The organism is Gluconobacter sp. P5E10 (assembly GCF_018812145.1).
Lineage (GTDB): Bacteria > Pseudomonadota > Alphaproteobacteria > Acetobacterales > Acetobacteraceae > Gluconobacter > Gluconobacter cerinus.
Genome location: NZ_JACRVZ010000007.1, coordinates 14,194 through 31,598, shown reverse-complemented (window position 1 = coordinate 31,598; position 17,405 = coordinate 14,194). Strand labels below are relative to the sequence as shown.

The window sequence follows — 17,405 nt, the reverse complement described above, 5'->3', positions numbered from 1 at the left end:
CAAGGAGGCCGTCCACCCCATCTGACATGCCTTGTTCCATGATACTTTCTCAGGAGGGGCTGCTTGTATGCAGCCGAGCGGAGAATGCACTCGGGTGGGAGGAAACTCCATCAGCTCATGGTGATTGCGGACTGTCCGCTTAGGAGCGTGGCGAATGGGGGCTTGTATGTCCGGGATGAGGCGTGTGCAGCCTGTCTGTTCCTGTTGTTCTGAACAGACAGGCTGATCGAGGGGGGCTCGAAAACTTCCTGCCCGCGGGCTTCGCCATTTGTGGAAGGCATGGCCGGATCAGCCAGCGACCAAGCTGGGCGTTTTGACTTGCAGATCAAGCTTAAAGGTTTTCATACTAAGGAACTGGATTGGCGCGAGGTAGGATGGAAACGGTCGACTGTCAGACGGTAGAGGAACTGGGGGCGTTCTTCGACGGCCTAGCACCCGGCGCCTTGTTTCGGGGCCAGACCAAGGAATATCTACGTACTGACGGCGGTCCCAATATTCGCACAAGCTTTGACCGCCACGGCTGCATCCCGTCGCGTATGCTGAAGTGGTGGCATTACTCGCGTGCCATCCTGTCCACCTACGTCAAAGGGTTCGACGGCCTGACAGATCTGGCGACGGATCAGGCCATCCTGCAGCACTACGGTTGGCGGTCGTTCTTTCTCGATGCTACGGCCGACGCGTCCGTGGCGTGTTGGTTTGCCGCCAACAGCTATCGCACCGAATCTTGCGGTGAACTGATCGAGGATTGTTTCGAAGATCCCCTGTTCGTGGTCCGGCAACGTGCCTGGTATGAACTCGCGGACGATCGAGGCTGCGTCTATGTACTCAGCCGAAAGGCGCTGCGCGCGCGGGACCTGCAGACGGTTGATCTAGTCGAGATTACGACGGTCGAGGGGCGTCATCGATGCCTAGCGCAGTCGGCGTTCATGGTGGGGCCGTTGAACGGCCCGCTGCCGGACGATTGCATTGTGAACCGGGTATTTGCGCCATCCGCAGTCTTCCAGGCCTACGCCGCGCAAAGGCCAGAACTGACGTGCGAGGCGCTATTTCCCAGCCCACGCATCGACCCGGTCATGGCCGCGCTGCTGTCGATCCCGTGGGTAAAGCGGGAGGTCGATAGCAACGGCATTGGCATCGACTTCTTTGGGCGGGGGCTCCCGCTCCCCGAGTATGAGGTGAAGACCATTCGCCGTACCGGGGTAAACACGGCCTATTATCGCAGGTTTTGGCTGGCGGATGCGGTGGGGCCAGAGACGTTATTGGCTAAGACCACGTTTTACCTGACGGATGAAACAACCTTCCACGGCGCGACGTCCGGCGAGTTGGTCTTTCTCAATCTGACCCGGCTCCTGCGCGAGCGAAAAAGCGTGGCGTTGGAGATCGACGGATTGGTGCGGCATCCCTACGCCTCCAACTCGGGCCAATATGGCAAAGGCATCTATCTGGAGATGCTGGAAGATGGGACGATGTTCCTCACGGAACTGGTCGTCGACCATTTCGGTGCCCGACCCGCCGGCTTCGGCATCACCCGAGGCTGGTATTTCCAGGTTGATGAAGCGTTCCGCTGGCATCGCGTTGATCATCCCAACCAGTGTGACTGCGGCACGGAAGCGCATCATACCCACCATTTGGTCGTTGCCGAGCATTTCGAATTTGCTTTGAAAGAGCGTGTGTTCACTCAGGTTCGTGAACGGGTATTTGCCGTCTCCGACGTGAATGCCACGTCGGACCCATCCGCGCTGAAATGGATGGAATGAGGCGATGGTGGTGGCAACGCTGACCATCACACGCCACGCGGACGATTTGCTCCTGGCTTCCGACGAATGGTCTTTAATGCTCACGAGCAATCGCGATGATCATACACGGCAATACAGCTACCTGATGGATGATGGGGGCGAGTGGCGGCTGTCGCCGTCTGCGCTGTGACTGGTATTGCGCTGACGCGCAGGCGTTGCTTACCGGGAAATTTTTGAAATCACTCCACGCCGGCACACCTCGTAGATTGGTGGGCTGTTTTCGGCTTCCTGCTTCAGAACCTGATAGCGGATCTCGACAGGCGCTTGCCGAAAGTCTGTTTTTTTCATCTCAGCGGCTTGGGAGGTTGGCGACGATGGCCGCCAGCATTTGTTCAATCCTGCCCGCCGGACCCGCCATGCGGCCGTCGATGAGGTGGGCGTAACCTTCGCGTGCCTCGAATTGATACGAGGCCTCGAAAGCTTCAAATGAATCCGGATCCCGCTTTACACCAGCGGCCACGAGTTGCTCATAGGCGTGCACCATGAAGTTAAAAAGGCAAGGATTGATGTTCACGGCCTCGCCATACCAGTGGAAGCGGCTTTCACAGGCGGCGTGTGTCTTGGCGCGCCACTTCCGGCTCACCGTCTCAATTGCCTGTTCGACTTGATCTCGACGCATGAGACAAAGGAAGGCCAGGTCGCTGACGGCAGGCGAGGGAATCACCCGCACATTGGCGTCGATTTCTTCCTGATGATGCGCGAAATTCCGCAGCGCCTTCAGCGCGGCGAACTCCTCCAAATGTTCAAAGTCCTGAACGTCGGCCTTCTTCAGCTTGTCATTGAGGCTGTGCATCGCCGTGAGCGTGTTGAATAGGGTGTCCGGTCCCGCAGCACGGTTGTGCGCTTCATACGCGCGGAACAAGCGTGCGGCTGCCGTCCTGGCGGATTGCATGGCGGGAGAGTGATCGGATGTAGTCATGGGCGCAGTTAGACCCGACCGACCTGCCGATTCAAGTCCTGTCGGCAGGCGTTAGTTATGCTTCCCGGTGCATGCCGCGCACGGAACAAGCCGCCGATAAAGGGACCGCGGACGCGGGTCGCGATGACAAGGCGGTGGGGCAAACGCGGAATGTCAACTTCTGACAAGACAGGTCATTTGGCATGCCGCAAGGGAATGACCGCTTTGTCCCAAACGCGGTTTATGGCGGCTTGCCCCTCCAAGTCAGTCGCAAGTCAGAGAAACGATTGTAAGCCTGCGTGAAACTGATCGTCTCTTGTAGAGAGGCCAGAGACAATCAGACTGTCCTTCCGGGAGTAAATTCTGTCCGTGCAGAGCTTCTGTGGAACACGCCTGGAACGGACCTTTTCGGGTCTTTCTTGGGCCCCACCCCCTATGTCCGATAAAGTAAAAAAACGGACATAGGTTTTATGTCGGAAAACTGCCGATTTTGGAGATTTCGTGCAGTTTGTGGACTGCTGTTTGTCTGAATACCCGTCATATCGCTCGTCTCTCTGAGTTATGCGCCGTTGACGTATATGCCAATGGCATATATTTCATTATAAATATCAAAGCTGCAGACCGTTGTCGAACTGCCTGAATTCATAAAGCGGGTAAAAGCCCTGATGTCAGACGACGATCGTATGGCTCTGATTAACATGCTCGCTGCGATGCCAGAGGCTGGCATTTCTTTAGGCGGCGGTCTGCGAAAGGTCCGCTTTTCCCGCGAGGGTGGTGGGAAGAGGGGAGGGTACAGAACTCTCTACGTTTTTGGTGGAAGACAGATGCCTCTGTTTCTCCTGACTGTTTTTGCTAAAAACGAGAAAGACAATCTGACGCGATCTGAACAGGCTGCCCTGGTAGAGTTGAGCAAGACGCTTGTTGCGAAATACGGAGAACCATCATGAGCGCTTATGACAGCATTCTGCAGGGGCTGAGTGAGGCTCTCGCCTATGCGGAAGCTCCGGTCGAGGACAGCGTGACCCACCAGGTCCGTATTCCGTCGGTTGACGTGGCGGCCATCAGGACCCGGACCGGGCTCTCTCAGGCACAGTTTGCCAGAAGCATCGGGGTCGCCAAGGGGACCCTTCTGAACTGGGAACATGGCCGTCGTCAGCCAACCGGACCGGCCCAGGTTTTGCTGGCGATGTTGGAGAAGCGGCCGTCGCTGGTGAGTGAACTGCTTTCTGTGCCGCGGTGAGAAAACACAGGTCCAGATCCACTCATTCAGACGACCGACATGGGGGAGAGCGGAATGTCTGTTATGGGAAACGTGATGGAGAAAGCAGACAAGTGGATGCTGGCGCACTCTCACGCCGCGCCAGCGTTCATTTGAAAAACCTCCGCAGAGCATGAAAGCCTGACGCAGCTCAAATTACAGAATGAAAATCACGTTTAGGAACCAGCAATCAACTCCCTAAAAACCTGAAATCAGGTAAAAGAGAAATCAATCACCGTTTCTTCGAATTCTCCACGTCATTTGGTCAGCTGAAGAGGCTGCCTTGGAAGAAGTGTCGCCAAAGCGGCTCCGGCAACTAGAACGAACGCGGCCAAATAGAAAGCGCTGGAGAATGTCCCGGTCAAATGTACAAGGTACCCGGTTGTCACTGGCGCAAGAAACCCGACTCCATTGCCGAAAATCATTCCGAACCCAGTGACTGACCCAATTCGGGTACCGTCTACCAGAAGATCGGATCCAAGTGCCGTGTTGGCGCCCAACGCGGCCATAATCAAACCTATCACTACTGAAACACAAAACAAAACCAACCATACCGAATCTAGAAACGGAAGGATGCCAATCACCGAAGATCCCAGAAGCAACACCGCCACAACAAGACGTCTGGGTGCCAATATTTGTTTCGGCAAAAAGGCAAGGGAAATCTTTTCCGCTACTTTTCCAAGCACGATCGAAAAAATGGCTGCTACTCCGTAACAGATGCTTGCATCCAAGCCCGTTTCAAAGGTCTGCAAATGGAACGTTCGATGCAAATAGGTGGGGAACCACGACATCATCAGGAAATTTGCGTATTGTCCGGCCGCACCAGGGGACAAAAGTCCCCAGAACGTGCGTTGAGTAAGAAGATTGAGAAGCGAGCGACCATCACTCCATTTCATTCTTTTGACGGCTTCAGCGGGAAAGACTGACCTCCAGCATACGGCCATGACGATACTGAGCGCACCATAGGCTAGAAACGCACTTCGCCAACCGGTCCAGCCAGCCAGCCAGCCACTTCCCAGAAGTCCGAAAGCAAGCCCGATCTGGCTTGAGCAGACCAGCGCTGTCAGAATTATTCCCCTGTGTTGTTCCCCAGACCACTGGCGGACAATCCGGTTGGCCAGCGGGAATGTCGGCGTTTCACCGATACCTAATAGAACACGACTCATGAGGAAGACAAAAAGAGTAGCAGATAAGCCTCCCATGAACATGGCGACCGACCAGATCAGAAGAGCCGCCACTCCCATCGCCCGGGTCGGATAACGATCGACCAACAAGGAGGCGGGGAACGTGAGTATCACGTAGGACCAAAGAAAACTCGAAAGAACCCATCCGGTCTGGGCAGGCCCTAGATTAAACTCATGCGCAATGAGAGGCATACTGACCGAGAGGACAGCACGATCACCATAACTCAGCATAAACATTCCGATCGCCATCCCACAGACGGCGGATCGATGGAACGGGGACAGTGCTCTGTCGGTCATAAGCCTGCGTCCTCTAAAATTCAGAAGCGATACATTGCCTGAAGGAAGAAACTACGCGGCTGTCCCAGCGTGAGAGAAGACAGGCCGTTGATCGGGGTAATTGCCAGAGATTTGTAATGATTGTTCTGCAAATTCAAAACAGACGCATCAAACGAAAGATGATGATTGTTTTGGGGGAACCATGTCAGATGAGCATTCCAAAGCGCGTATTTCCTCTGGCTCAGCAAGGGATCTGACGTTTGGGAGGACACCGACGGATAAAAGTATTGTTTTGAGTAGTATTGGAAGTCGCTTCCGAGAATAAGATCACCGTGGGGTAGCCGGATGTCGTAGTCGGCATATCCTGACAAGCTGACATGGGGTGAGCGTGGGATCTGTGCCCCCAGGATTCCGTCGCCGTATTCGCTTTGCGATGTATAGCGTGTGTCCAGCAGACCCAGATTGGCACCGAGTTTTAGGCCGGCGACCGGGTGGAGCGCTGCTTCCACCTCCGCGCCCTGAATGCGAGCCGCGCCAGCATTGCGAAAAACAATGGTCGTAATGCCTCTCCCAATATTGGTCGGAACGTTCACCAATGCGTTCGCATAATTATAGCGAAATACATCGGCATTCAGGGTCAACCGATGGTCCCAGAATTGCGTCTTGGCACCCAATTCGAACGAATCAATGGTTTCCGGATTCACAGATGTTAATTGCTGAGCCGAAAACGATGTGCCCGGAACCCTGCTATACCCTGTAAAGCTGTAATTTCCCGGCATCTTCCCCGAAGCGAACCGAAAATAGGCCATTGCCTGTCGCGTTATATCGTATTGGATCGTAAAATCGGAGTTCCAGTTCCGATAGGTATTATGCTCTTTCTGGGTCAGTATCCTCGTTGCCCCCGCAGGTAGTGAGGCAAGAGAACTTCCATAGGCCCCCGCACTTCCGGTCAGAGGGACTGCGTCATAGGCGTTTGTGATGCCGATCCGCTCAATGGACCACCGCAAGCCGCCGGTGATGTGAAGACGCGATGTTACGTTATAGGTAGCGCTAGCAAATGCTGAGCCGTTTTGCCAATTTTGATCATAATGGTCCCGAGAATATGGCGGAACGGAAAAAGAAAGCGCCTGACCATTGGCCGTTACGGGTGTATGATAATAGGCATTCGCGCCGATGCTGTCGAGATGCTCGAGCATTCCGAAAAGACCGGCTTGCCAGGTCCAGCGACGGGTACCATGAGAAGCAATGCGAATTTCCTGTGTTGCCTGCCAGTAGTCACCGGTATTGTAAGATGCGTTGTAAGGTGCCTGCCCGGTAGGCAACGCAATCATGGGGTATGCTTCGCTCTGGTTGCGACGGTTTCCCTCAGCAGCAGAGATTGAGGTCAGCGTGAAATGCGGCTGGGACCAGACCGCCTTGACGAACCCACCAGTTTCCTGAACGAATTGCTGAGCGCGATATGTATTGACCTCGTCATACGCCAGTTTCGGAACGGCTGATGGCGTGTTATAGCCCGGAATATACACGGTTGACGGATTGCCAAAACCGCTTTTCGACAAATCCGCTGCGTATTGTTGCGGATATACTGACCCGTCAAACCTTCTGTAATGGCCATTCAATGTAATATTGAGATCAGGCGTGGCCCGGATGAGCAACTGCCCCCGCGCCGCCGTGTCCAGGCCGCCTCCAAGTTTTTTTCCGTCTGTGACATTTTTTTGCCACCCATCGCTGTTATCTGCATAGAAGGCAAAACGACCGGCCACCTTGTCGGGGATGATCGTGCCACCGATTGCGACCTGTTCCTGAGAATGATTGAAGCTTCCATAGCCGAACTTGGCATATCCTTGGCGTTTGAATGTTGGTGCCTGAGAAATTAGGTTAATGGCACCGCCATTGGCGTTCTTACCCCACAACGTCCCCTGTGGGCCCCGAAGAACCTCTGTCTGCGCCAGGTCGAATAGGGGGAAGCCCTGATTATAAACGTTGGCGATGTAGACTTCGTCGTAATAGACTCCGACCGGATTTACGGTATTCGCGTTGGTGCTGTTCGTACCAATTCCGCGCATGAACCACCGGGGACGTTCAGGTCCTTCGGTCGCTGCGCCTTGAAGATTAGGTACGAGTTTTGCGATGTCGCTGGTGCGCTGCAATTGGGCATCGCGTAAAATCTGGTCACCGCCGATGACCGACAGAGAAACCGGCACGGTTTGCGGGTTTTGCCGTCTGCGCTGAGCAACAACAGTGAGCGTTTCATCGCGCGGTCGCGTGTTGCCGATAGCGGACGTAGCATGTTTCGGATCGGAATGTTGAACAGATGGTGACGAATGTTTTTTTTCCGTGGGTAGCGGAGAGGCGGCGCTCGCTTCCACCACTGGATATGCAAGCAGTGTGCTACCGAGAAGGGCAAAACGATGGGCGTGCGTCAGATAGCGACGAACGGGCAAGCGCGACTGAGACATATGGGAAATCCTTGGGCGCCAGCTAAGCTCGGGTTTACGAACTCTGCTGATCACGATCGAAGAGAGACGACCAGGTGAGGTTCTGATTAATGGGAGTCGACGTCGCGTTCTCGGTGGGTAGACGTGGCATAACCAGTTCGCCGAAGCGGTAGGCTTCTTCGAGCAGGGGCATGCCTGAGAGAATGAACGTTTCGATTCCGGCTTTTTGATATGCCTCCAGCGTGCGCAGGACCGTATCTGGCGACCCTACGATCGCAGTGCCAGGTCCAGGGCGCACGAGACCAATGCCCGACCAGAGATTTGGTGCTATTTCAAGATCCCGAAGATTTTCGGGTTTTTTGCCTTGGTGCAACGCCGCCATGCGTTTTTGGCCAACAGAGTCGGTATTATTAATCATCCGCTGATTGGCCGCCACGCTGTCCGCATCCATATGAGCATATAAGTCATTGGCAGCGTCCCATGCCTCATTGTCGGTGCGGCGCACGATCACATAGAGACGAACTCCGAATGAGAGTTCCCGGCCATAACTCTTGGCCCGTTCTTGAACACGGGCATGCTTTTCCGCGAGTTGGTCTGGCGTTTCCCCCCACGACAGATAGGTATGGACATGGCGTGCGGCGACATCAATCGCTGCATCCGACGAGCCACCGAAATACAGGGGCGGCGCAGGGATCGTCTTTCCGACTGGAAGGGCCAGCTTCGCGTTCTTGAGAGAGATGTAACGCCCTTCATACGTCACGGCCTCGCCTTCCATCAGCCTATGCCATATGGAAAGATATTCGTCCGCCATGGCGTAGCGTTCGCCATGAGGGAGGTGAAGCCCATAAGTCTCCAGCATTTCTGTAGTGCCTGAGACAATGTTCAGCAGCACGCGACCCTTCGTAAATTCCTGTAATGATGCCGCCATTTTTCCGAGCAGGGTCGGGGGGATCAGTCCTGGGTGAATGGCAATCAGAAATTTCAGACGATCCGTGAAAGAGGCCAGCGCACCTCCTAGAGCCCAGACATCATGTGCACCAGTCGCAAAAAGCGCGCCAGTATATCCAAGTTGATCGTAGGCGGACGCCAACTGACGATAATAGCCTAGATCTACCTTACGAGTTCCGTCCTGACGCCACGGGTAAACTCCGTCAGGCGCACACATATATCCAAAGATTTTCATGTCACATCTTCTCCGTGGAAGAGGTTTAAGGCCCACTCAGAGCCGTATGGCGTCCAGCACTGCAATTTCCCGAGAGAGGTCACCATGACGCAGGAGGGTGTCCGCTTCTTCCTGCTGTTCATCGGCAATTTCCCGATCAGCTGCGTGTATGCTCCAGTCCCGTGCGGCGATGGCTGTTGACCAAGTGTTTAGATCGACTTGTTCTGTGCGGGCATCCGTCAGAATGCGTGCTGCTCTTTCTGGATCAGCGCTAATTTCCCGCCCGAGAGTTGCCAGACGCGAAAGAACATCTTCTTTCTGTGATGCGGAAAGCTTTCGATTGCTGATCGTCCAGAAGACAGAGCGATTGGGAATTTTGTCACCACACTCGGCAATGACCTTGACGAGTTTTTTGGATGTTGCCTTTTCGAGCAATGGAGACATTGCAATCCATGCATCCACCTTTCCGTCCAGAAGGCGAGTGAGGGATGCGGACGGCGACAGTTCAACACGCCGCACGTCTCGCAGAGAAAGTCCCGCCCCATCCAGCAGACGTGCCAGTAGGTAGGTATGGAACGAGCCGTCAACCAACGCGATCCTCGCCCCTTGGAGTTCCCGGATGTCTGCAATAGTTGATGTATGCGTCGTCACCAGAGCACCATTGTGCGGCCGACGAGCTGATGCCGCGATATATTCAACCTCGGCACCATTGGCCTGGGCAATGATCGGCGGCGTCGATCCGGTGCCACAAATGTCAATCTCACCACGCGTCAGGAAGCGGGCGCTCTCACGGCCATCGTCATAATGTACGAATTCAACTGCGATCCCATCAAACAGAGCAGGCCAACGGGACGCGAGAAATAGATGCAGGTTTGCATTATGTACCCCAATTTTGAGTGACACTTGAAGCCCTTTCACTATATCGATATGCATAATGATATATTGAAAAGGAAAAGCGCAAGAGGATTCGTTTTTTAATTTTATCCACTTCCATTGAAAGTGAATTACCCTGATTTTTCTCTACCCTTTGTCCGAAACGCTGTATAAGGGGGACATGGTGTTGTCCGTGCTCTGTCGAGATGTAGCTGCGGCAAGCAGTATCCTGCGGGTTCTTGGTAATCCAACCCGGCTAGCTATTGCTTGTCTGCTTGTTGAGGGGGAACGGTCGGTGTCTGAGATCGAACGATGTCTGGACATTCATCAGCCCACCCTTTCGCAACAGGTGGGTGTTCTTCGGAACGCTGGAATTATTAGAGGTAGAAGGCAGGCCAAGCACGTCGTCTACGGTGTATCGGATCAGCGCGCCCGCGCCGTTATCCTTTCACTCCGACCTCTGTGGCCAGATCTTGTCCCCGTTCAGGCGCGTCTCATCGATTCCAAAACTTCAGCTCAGGAAGCAGCGAGCTTACATGCTGAAACTCAACTCTCTGATCTGGAAACAATGTAGCCTGATGTCAATCTGTGGACGTAATAATTTGTTTCAAGCCTAACGCGTGTTGTCAGTTAGGCTCAGGACTCATAGCCAGAAGATGACAGTTGCGGCGAGGCAGATGGAGGGATCGAAGAACCCTTAATTGATGTGCTTTTCCGGTAATTTCTGGGTTTTAGCGATTTAATTGACGGTTCTTTGGTTGGCTTTTGATCTGCGTTTTGAGCGGATCGAGGGGCTGTCTCCCGCTTGCTGGCTACGCGCTCGCGTTCAACCTCTCGAGGAAGAGGAAGCGGCGCATGTTGTAGACAATATTGGCCAGTCCGATCCTCATGGTGGCCCGGGTGATACCGACAACCCGAATGAAGAGCCCCGTCTGCGATTTCTGATCGGCAAAGACATGCTCGACACGCGACCGGATCACCGACTTCCCTGCGTTGGACCGCTGGATGTGGCGGGGCATGGGCTTGAGATGCGGCTTTTTCCCGTGGACCTTTGAGACAAAGCCCTTGCTTTTCCATGAAGTCTTCGTTGGCTTTCGAGCGATACGCGGTATCGGCCCAGACGCTTGAGGCCGTATTGGTTTTATCCAGCAAGCCCTCGCGTAGTCTGGCACCGTCACTGGCGGCGGCATCTGTCGCTTTCCATTTCCGGATCAACCTGAACTTCCGGTCGATGGAAATATGCGATTTATAGCCAAAGAACGGGATGGCGAGATCCGTTGACGGGATCGTCCCGTCATCCTGCCGCTTCGCCTTCGTGAACTTCAGCGTCCATCGCGCATGACGATCCTTGTGAGACAGTTTGGATGGCTTGTCCTGCCAGTCTTCGGGAATACGGCCTGCCCGGAGATCGGCTTTCTCGGCGTTCGTGTTGCGCTGCTTTGGAGCAGCCACCAGCGTTGCATCCAGGATCTGACCCGACATCGGCAGATAACCAGCACAGCGCAGGGTTGTATCAAAGCGATTGAACAGACCCTCGATCGCTCCCGCCTGCGTCAGGCGTTCACGGAACAGCCAGAGTGTTTTGGCATCAGGAACACGATCTGAAAGCCCCAGGCCAAGGAAACGCATGAAGGAGAGGCGATCGTTGATCAGATATTCCGTTCGCTCGTCGGACAGATTGTTCAGCGTCTGGATGACCAGGATCTTGAACATCAGCACCGGATCGAACGGGGGACGGCCGCCTTTGATCCTGTCTGAATAGGCCAGAGCCTTCTCCAGATCAGGGCGGAAGGCCTCAAAATCCACAGTCCGGGAAAATGCTTCGAGCTGATCACCAAGCCCGCTTAACCGGGCCAACCGCTCTTCAACATCAAAGAAACCCGGCTGCTTCATAGCGCCATTCCCTCAGTCAGAACCAGACGAATGGAATCACAGAGCAGGCATCAAAACCAGGGGTTTTTTCGAACCCTCCATCTGGTTATTAAAGGGTCTAGCACCAGCGCAAAGACCGCAACCAAGATAGGCACAAAGGTTGGGAGTAAAGTGGTCAGCAGAGGGGCACAAAAGGGCCTAATAAACCTTACAAAAATGGTTCCTTTGTTAGGCGGTGTGATTGGGGGCGGTGCAAACGCGTTTTCGACACGCGCTATGGGCTTTGTGGCAATCAAGAAGCTGAAGGATGGGCCATCGGTTCAGGGGAAAGAAAGCATCATTGAAGATTTTGACATCACCGAAAGCATGAACGTGGTTGAACTAGAAACCTTCATGGAAAAGATGTCTGAAAGTGACCGAGTGGAATGTGAACCTAACGCCCTAACGGAAACGCCTAAAGCTGACCTTCAGGCTGAGATTATATCTGAAGCCAAAGAAGCTTGATTTGTACTATCCGGGGGCATCTTTTTGCAATTATAAGCTGCCTCCTATTTTTCCTGATTGAACCGCCCTCGAAATGGCGAACATGTCCGCTTTCACAAGTTTTTGTCTCGACGTGGACCGACCGCTTCCCCCTCCTAAAAGCCCCCCTGCTCAACGTGTTTTTGCAGCTTATCAAACTCACCATTTCTCCAGAAATGGCCTGACTTCGACCTCAAAACTCCAACCCCGGCGATCCTGTCGCGTCAGTTCATACGCGGTATGGGCGACGGCATCGGGTGCTACCAAACTCTCAACTGGCCTGTCCGGAACGTAGGTACGCGTCGCAGGCGTGTCGACGATACCATCGATAATGATCAAAGCGACATGGATGCCTTTCGGCCAGAGCTGCCGCGCCATGGATTCCGCCAGACTTCGTTGCGCTGCCTTGGCTGGCGCGAATGCCGCCATCTGCGCACCACCCCGACGAGAGGCCGTCGCACCGACAAACAGGATTTGGCCTGCTCCCCGAGCAAGCATTTCCGGAATGACCGCTTGGCTGCAGAGTAGACCACCCAGTGCATTGACCCGCCATGAGGCTTCGAACTGCTCTGCTGTTATCGTCTCGATATTGGCGAAAATCGCCGACCCAGCATTGAAAACCAGTACGTCGATCGTCCCCTGATCCAATCGGATCCGATCGAATGCCGCAGTCACTGCAGCGGCATCTCCAACGTCACAACCATAACCGACGGCCTGAGGAATTTCCTTGGCCAGGTCCTGCGCTTTCTCTGTATTGCGACCGAGTAGAGCCACAAGATATCCCGCGTCGGCAAAGCGACGCGCAATGGCCTGACCATTTCCTGGACCTGCTCCGGCAATAACGACTACGGGCTGGCGTTCTAAAGATGTCGACATCTGTCTTCCCTTCAATTGAAATGGCTTCGCTTCAGTCGATTAGTCGTTCAAGCTCACGCCAGCCTTGGCAATCAATGCTTCAGAAGCAGCAATGTAACGCTTGGCATAAGCCTCATTCATGCCCTCGGATGGCAAAATGGCCTGTGCCTTACGATTGAAGAATGCCCCGCTACGCTGATCCAGATCGGGAGAGACCAGCAGGGGTAGAATGCGCGCGGCGTAGTTGTCAGCGCTCGGGGCCAGCTTGCCAATCAGCCATTCCATGATCCGGTGTTTGAGACTGTCCGCGCCCATCAGATTACTGCGGATGCTCGATTTGATCAGGCCAGGATTCAGTCCAAAGACGTCGAGATCAGGGTAACGATGTGCAGAATCTACGACTAGCGCCTCATTGCCAGCGACCGTGTTCATATGGGCCGCCATCACTTTGTAAGCCCGTTCGGAATTCAGATCGTCTGGCGTACCAAGCTGGCCCGTGCCGGGGTACCCCATGATGAACACGCGCGCACGCGGTGAGCTATCGCTTCGTTGTGTGCCTAGACGGGGCGCAAGGTTGCGGAGCATCACCAGCCGGTTCAGATAGCTGACCGCCATGTCGCGCTCGATCCCCTCCGCCGTCACCTGACGTTTGGGAGCGGCGAAGATACCCGTTGTAAAAATAAAAAGGTCAGCTTGCTCTGCTGGAAGTTCCCGCGCAACCCGCTCCGCATCGTTCAGTAGGCTGAGATCGGCCTGCACGAACGAGAGATTGGCAATATCGGCGTCGCGGAATGTCTGTCCAACGACAGTCACCTGCGCACCACGCGCAGCAAGGGCCTGACTCACGGCACGCCCCACCCCGCCTGTTCCCCCGACGACGATGGCTCTTTTGCCGCGCAGCGAGCCTGGATCCACATTATGCCATTTCAGGCTAAGATCGCGTTTCATAGTTTGGATGCCTCTTGCTTTCTTTCTAGACAGAAAGATATGCTGATGAGGTGAATCGTCAAGTCGGAATCAGGAATGAAAATCGGACGCCCAAAAGAAGTCTCGGACGAACACATCGTAGCCATTGCCCGTCGCTGCTTTCTTGAACGCGGTGGAAGCGTCTCGGCTGCGGACATCGCACGGGAGATCGGTGTCAGTCATACAACCCTCTTCAACCGCTTCGGTTCGAAGCAGGGTCTTATGCTGGCAGCATTGGGCGCACCAAAGGACATCTACTGGATTGAAACACTGGAATCCGGTCCCGATCACCGACCGATCCGGGAGCAGATTGTCGAGATCGCCTGCACCATAGCAGCGTTTTTCGAAGACCTGCATGCCGGATTTACAGTGCTTCAGGCCAGTGGCATCCCCACCGAAGCCCTGTGCTCAGGAGAAGATCCGGAGGAATCCGCCCCAGCACGTGCCTTTCGAGCCCTGACCGAATGGATCGGACGGGCGCAGGATCAGAAGAAGTTGGCACAATGCGATGCACAGGTTCTTGCGTCCACGCTTCTTGGGGTTTTGCACAACCGGGCTTTTTCCAACCGTATCTGCGGCGAACCGGGTTCTGACAAGGCAACGGACGAACGTCATGTTGCCGACGTAATCACCCTGCTCTGGGACGGGATCAGACCAGTGCCCTAGCAGGCTTTTCCATCAGGCATCGCGTTGCTGAAAGCGCGTGACGCCGAACAAGGACAGATGACTATGACGGATATCTGGCAGCCAATAACCCTGGGCCGGGCCACCCTACCCAACCGTTTTGTAATGGCCCCCATGACCCGCAGCCGCGCGCAATATGACGGCACACCGGGGCCTCTTGCCCCCGAGTATTATGCTCAACGCGCCAGCGTCGGCCTGATCGTTGCCGAGGGAACGCAACCGTCCGACGATGGACAGGGGTATCTGATGACACCGGGCATCTATACCGAAGCCCATATTGCCGGCTGGAAAACGGTGACATCCGCCGTTCATGCCAAAGGCGGGCATATCTATATCCAGTTGATGCACGCGGGCCGCATGTCCCATCCGGACAACACCCCGCATCATCGGCAGGGTGTTGCACCCTCTGCAATTGCCCCGGGCACAGGCATGTTCACGGCCACCGGCATGCAGGATATTCCGACGCCGCGCGCCCTGAGCATCGAGGAAATCCGCCAGACCGTTCAGGACTTTCGGCATGCAGCCAAGTGCGCGATCGAAGCCGGAGCAGATGGTGTTGAGATCCATGGCGCCAACGCCTACCTGATTCAACAGTTCTTTGCTCCCAGCGCCAATACACGGACTGATGACTATGGCGGATCGATCGAAAACCGTGCGCGCTTCGCGATCGAGGTAGCCACAGCGATTGCCGACGAAATCGGTGCGGACCGGACAGCCATCCGCTTCTCACCTGGCACCAGCCTCTGGGGCATTGATGAGGGCGCAGAGGGGCCGGACCTGTATCGCTATCTGATTGGTGAACTGGATAAACTCCATCTGTCGTATGTTCACATCATGCATCAGGGCAATGAACAGCTTCTGTCCGATATCCGGCAACTCTGGACGCGCAAGCTGATCCTCAACCGTCCCGGTCGGCCGCGCGAGGACATCGGGAAAGACGTCGCCAGCGGCCTCGCCGACATGGAAGCCTACGGCCAGATGATCCTCGCCAACCCGGACTTCTTGGCCCGCCTGAAGGTAGATGCCCCGCTGAACGAGGCAGACCGAAACACTTTCTTCGGCGGAACCGAGAAAGGCTATACTGACTATCCTTTTCTTTAATTACGAATGAGCATCTCTCAATGTCGGATTACAGGCATTGAGAGACTAAAAGCCGACATTCTGCTTTCCCCCCCCTGATCCGTCTGTCTGCTCAGTGATGCAGGAGCAGACAGGCCGCAGTCGCCCTCAAGGCAGACATCAAAGCGGTAATGGTGGTTGCCCGAAAGCCGACATTGTCACGGTCACAAGTGACCGTCAGGCCAAGCCGTTGCGTAGCTCGCGCTGAACCCGACGCACGTCCCTTGCGGGAGACTGACCGAAGAAGCGTGTATATTCCCGGGTGAACTGGGACTGGCTTTCATACCCCACCTCATAAGCCACTGCTGCGGTGCTTTGTGCACTGGCGATCAGCAGCATTCGCGACTGAAGCAGGCGGATACGTTTCTGAAATTGCAGCGGGCTCATCGCCGTTGCAGCCTTGAAGTGGCGATGAAAGGCTGAGGTGCTCATTGCGGCGATCTCGGCAAGAGCCTCCACCCGCAACGGCACCTTGAAGTTCATGCGTATCCACTGGATGGCGAGCCGGACTCGCGACAGGGCGGTGTCGGGCGAGGCGATGTCGCGCAGCATTGCGCCATGCGGCCCCTGGAACACCCGATACAGGATCTCGCGTTCGTAGGCCGGAGCTAGCGCAGCAATATCGGTCGGATTATCGATCAGTCGCAGCATGCGCAGCCACGCATCGAGTAACTCGGGCGTCACCGACGCTACCGAGAACCCACTCGAACACTGCGGCGGGGCGCTATGGCCGAGATCGGCAAGCATCATGCCTACCATCTGCGGGTCGATCGTGAGGCTGACGGCCAGATAGGGATTGCCGACAGAATCCGGACACACCTCGCCAACGGCGGGCAGATCCAGCGACATCACGAAATAGCTAGCCGAATCGTATCGCATTGTCCGTTCGCCGATCGTCATCGCCTTGCTGCCGGTCAGGATGAGGTTGATCATCGGATCATAGACCGCTGCCAATTCGTGCTCTGGTATCGCTCCCTGCACCATCGCCACGCGCGGGATACCGGTCTCGGTACGCCTGTTCTGGGCGTTTGAGGCAAGGTGACGCAGTTCTACAAGCTGTTTTTCCATGTGCCTCTTGTGCGCCTCTCGTGTGGCCGCGGCAAACGCAAAGCAGGAATAGGCAAAATCGAGGGAGGATCAGGCGCAGCCGCGAACGGGTCGAACAACTATCTCCAAACCACACGAAAAAAAAGCGGAGAACGCCCCATGAAAATCACCATCATCACCGGCGGTAGCCGAGGCCTCGGTCGCACCACCGCCATCGCTTGCGCGGCGCAGGGTCAGGGTCAGGGTCAGGGCGTCATCCTCACTTATAACCGCAATTCGGAGCAGGCGGTCGAGGTGGTGCAAGCGATTGAAGCGAATGGCGGCAAGGCTGCCGCGCTTGGGCGGATCGGGGAGCCTGACGACGTGGGCTACGTCATTGCCAGCCTGCTGTCGGACACCAACCGCTGGATCAATGCGCAGACGATCGAAGTCGCCGGCGGTTACCTCATCTGAAC

The 17,405-nt window shown here is 55.3% G+C and carries 18 protein-coding genes and 1 pseudogene; 9 read left to right on the top strand and 10 right to left on the bottom strand.

Annotated elements, in window-relative coordinates:
- Positions 1–110 precede the first annotated feature (110 nt).
- Positions 111–281: a hypothetical protein gene (locus KP707_RS13765; protein WP_215751804.1), complete on the bottom strand. Its 171-nt coding sequence runs from the start codon at positions 279–281 to the stop codon at positions 111–113.
- A 93-nt stretch (positions 282–374) separates the two neighbouring features.
- On the opposite strand from KP707_RS13765, the gene KP707_RS13760 reads away from it, so the two are divergent.
- Positions 375–1,757: a hypothetical protein gene (locus KP707_RS13760; protein WP_064275672.1), complete on the top strand. Its 1,383-nt coding sequence runs from the start codon at positions 375–377 to the stop codon at positions 1,755–1,757.
- A gap of 4 nt (positions 1,758–1,761) precedes the next feature.
- A complete protein-coding gene (locus tag KP707_RS13755) occupies positions 1,762–1,926 on the top strand; it encodes a hypothetical protein (RefSeq protein WP_157091261.1) in 165 nt (54 codons plus the stop codon).
- Between the two features lie 159 nt (positions 1,927–2,085).
- On the opposite strand, the gene KP707_RS13750 is transcribed toward KP707_RS13755, so the two are convergent.
- Positions 2,086–2,715 carry a hypothetical protein gene (locus tag KP707_RS13750; protein ID WP_064275671.1) on the bottom strand — a complete coding sequence of 210 codons (630 nt, stop codon included), beginning with the start codon at positions 2,713–2,715 and terminating at the stop codon, positions 2,086–2,088.
- 584 nt (positions 2,716–3,299) lie between these two features.
- Between KP707_RS13750 and KP707_RS13745 the strand changes: the two genes are divergently transcribed.
- Positions 3,300–3,641, top strand: coding sequence for a type II toxin-antitoxin system RelE/ParE family toxin (locus KP707_RS13745; protein WP_215751820.1), 342 nt, complete (start codon positions 3,300–3,302; stop codon positions 3,639–3,641).
- The gene (locus tag KP707_RS13740) at positions 3,638–3,934 is read left to right on the top strand and encodes a DNA-binding transcriptional regulator (protein WP_215751801.1); all 297 of its coding nucleotides are present in this window, start codon (positions 3,638–3,640) and stop codon (positions 3,932–3,934) included. Before KP707_RS13745 ends, KP707_RS13740 begins: the two co-directional genes overlap by 4 nt.
- Positions 3,935–4,209: 275 nt before the next feature.
- Here the strand turns inward: KP707_RS13740 and KP707_RS13735 are convergent, their stop codons facing one another.
- The 4 genes from KP707_RS13735 to KP707_RS13720 are packed head-to-tail and all read right to left on the bottom strand — an operon-like array spanning position 4,210 to position 9,915.
- Positions 4,210–5,433 (bottom strand): MFS transporter, encoded by a 1,224-nt coding sequence (locus KP707_RS13735; RefSeq protein WP_215751800.1) that lies wholly within the window; start codon positions 5,431–5,433, stop codon positions 4,210–4,212.
- Positions 5,434–5,453: 20 nt separating this feature from the next.
- Entirely contained in the window at positions 5,454–7,871 is a 2,418-nt protein-coding gene (locus KP707_RS13730; protein ID WP_215751799.1) for a TonB-dependent receptor, read from the bottom strand.
- A 34-nt stretch (positions 7,872–7,905) separates the two neighbouring features.
- Positions 7,906–9,033, bottom strand: a complete 1,128-nt coding sequence (locus KP707_RS13725; RefSeq protein ID WP_211497492.1) for an LLM class flavin-dependent oxidoreductase — start codon at positions 9,031–9,033, stop codon at positions 7,906–7,908.
- A gap of 36 nt (positions 9,034–9,069) precedes the next feature.
- Complete coding sequence (locus tag KP707_RS13720; RefSeq protein WP_215751798.1) at positions 9,070–9,915, bottom strand: ABC transporter substrate-binding protein; 846 nt, start codon at positions 9,913–9,915, stop codon at positions 9,070–9,072.
- A gap of 151 nt (positions 9,916–10,066) precedes the next feature.
- On the opposite strand from KP707_RS13720, the gene KP707_RS13715 reads away from it, so the two are divergent.
- Positions 10,067–10,459, top strand: coding sequence for a helix-turn-helix transcriptional regulator (locus KP707_RS13715; protein WP_215769423.1), 393 nt, complete (start codon positions 10,067–10,069; stop codon positions 10,457–10,459).
- A gap of 238 nt (positions 10,460–10,697) precedes the next feature.
- Here the strand turns inward: KP707_RS13715 and KP707_RS13710 are convergent.
- Positions 10,698–11,778 (bottom strand): annotated as a pseudogene (locus KP707_RS13710) (IS5 family transposase).
- A 30-nt stretch (positions 11,779–11,808) separates the two neighbouring features.
- Between KP707_RS13710 and KP707_RS13705 the strand changes: the two are divergent.
- On the top strand, positions 11,809–12,261 hold the full coding sequence (locus KP707_RS13705) for a hypothetical protein (protein WP_215751796.1): 453 nt from the start codon (positions 11,809–11,811) through the stop codon (positions 12,259–12,261).
- Between the two features lie 177 nt (positions 12,262–12,438).
- On the opposite strand, the gene KP707_RS13700 is transcribed toward KP707_RS13705, so the two are convergent.
- Entirely contained in the window at positions 12,439–13,155 is a 717-nt protein-coding gene (locus tag KP707_RS13700; RefSeq protein WP_215751795.1) for an SDR family NAD(P)-dependent oxidoreductase, read from the bottom strand.
- 39 nt (positions 13,156–13,194) lie between these two features.
- Positions 13,195–14,082: an SDR family NAD(P)-dependent oxidoreductase gene (locus KP707_RS13695; protein WP_215751794.1), complete on the bottom strand. Its 888-nt coding sequence runs from the start codon at positions 14,080–14,082 to the stop codon at positions 13,195–13,197.
- A gap of 75 nt (positions 14,083–14,157) precedes the next feature.
- Between KP707_RS13695 and KP707_RS13690 the strand changes: the two genes are divergently transcribed.
- Together KP707_RS13690 and KP707_RS13685 are read left to right on the top strand one after the other, a co-directional pair.
- Entirely contained in the window at positions 14,158–14,766 is a 609-nt protein-coding gene (locus KP707_RS13690; protein WP_202258956.1) for a TetR/AcrR family transcriptional regulator, read from the top strand.
- Positions 14,767–14,829: 63 nt separating this feature from the next.
- Positions 14,830–15,885, top strand: coding sequence for an alkene reductase (locus KP707_RS13685; RefSeq protein ID WP_215751793.1), 1,056 nt, complete (start codon positions 14,830–14,832; stop codon positions 15,883–15,885).
- A gap of 195 nt (positions 15,886–16,080) precedes the next feature.
- Here KP707_RS13685 and KP707_RS13680 read toward each other — a convergent pair whose 3' ends face one another.
- Positions 16,081–16,971, bottom strand: coding sequence for an AraC family transcriptional regulator (locus KP707_RS13680; RefSeq protein ID WP_215751792.1), 891 nt, complete (start codon positions 16,969–16,971; stop codon positions 16,081–16,083).
- A 138-nt stretch (positions 16,972–17,109) separates the two neighbouring features.
- On the opposite strand from KP707_RS13680, the gene KP707_RS13675 reads away from it, so the two are divergent.
- Complete coding sequence (locus KP707_RS13675; protein WP_215751791.1) at positions 17,110–17,403, top strand: SDR family oxidoreductase; 294 nt, start codon at positions 17,110–17,112, stop codon at positions 17,401–17,403.
- Positions 17,404–17,405 lie beyond the last annotated feature (2 nt).

Bases quoted from the DNA above. Each gene is read 5' to 3' on its own strand.
- KP707_RS13765 (WP_215751804.1), bottom strand. From the start codon at position 281: ATGCCTTCCACAAATGGCGAAGCCCGCGGGCAGGAAGTTTTCGAGCCC.
- KP707_RS13760 (WP_064275672.1), top strand. From the start codon at position 375: ATGGAAACGGTCGACTGTCAGACGGTAGAGGAACTGGGGGCGTTCTTC.
- KP707_RS13755 (WP_157091261.1), top strand. From the start codon at position 1,762: ATGGTGGTGGCAACGCTGACCATCACACGCCACGCGGACGATTTGCTC.
- KP707_RS13750 (WP_064275671.1), bottom strand. From the start codon at position 2,715: ATGACTACATCCGATCACTCTCCCGCCATGCAATCCGCCAGGACGGCA.
- KP707_RS13740 (WP_215751801.1), top strand. From the start codon at position 3,638: ATGAGCGCTTATGACAGCATTCTGCAGGGGCTGAGTGAGGCTCTCGCC.
- KP707_RS13735 (WP_215751800.1), bottom strand. From the start codon at position 5,433: ATGACCGACAGAGCACTGTCCCCGTTCCATCGATCCGCCGTCTGTGGG.
- KP707_RS13730 (WP_215751799.1), bottom strand. From the start codon at position 7,871: ATGTCTCAGTCGCGCTTGCCCGTTCGTCGCTATCTGACGCACGCCCAT.
- KP707_RS13725 (WP_211497492.1), bottom strand. From the start codon at position 9,033: ATGAAAATCTTTGGATATATGTGTGCGCCTGACGGAGTTTACCCGTGG.
- KP707_RS13715 (WP_215769423.1), top strand. From the start codon at position 10,067: ATGGTGTTGTCCGTGCTCTGTCGAGATGTAGCTGCGGCAAGCAGTATC.
- KP707_RS13705 (WP_215751796.1), top strand. From the start codon at position 11,809: ATGGAATCACAGAGCAGGCATCAAAACCAGGGGTTTTTTCGAACCCTC.
- KP707_RS13700 (WP_215751795.1), bottom strand. From the start codon at position 13,155: ATGTCGACATCTTTAGAACGCCAGCCCGTAGTCGTTATTGCCGGAGCA.
- KP707_RS13695 (WP_215751794.1), bottom strand. From the start codon at position 14,082: ATGAAACGCGATCTTAGCCTGAAATGGCATAATGTGGATCCAGGCTCG.
- KP707_RS13690 (WP_202258956.1), top strand. From the start codon at position 14,158: ATGAAAATCGGACGCCCAAAAGAAGTCTCGGACGAACACATCGTAGCC.
- KP707_RS13685 (WP_215751793.1), top strand. From the start codon at position 14,830: ATGACGGATATCTGGCAGCCAATAACCCTGGGCCGGGCCACCCTACCC.
- KP707_RS13680 (WP_215751792.1), bottom strand. From the start codon at position 16,971: ATGGAAAAACAGCTTGTAGAACTGCGTCACCTTGCCTCAAACGCCCAG.
- KP707_RS13675 (WP_215751791.1), top strand. From the start codon at position 17,110: ATGAAAATCACCATCATCACCGGCGGTAGCCGAGGCCTCGGTCGCACC.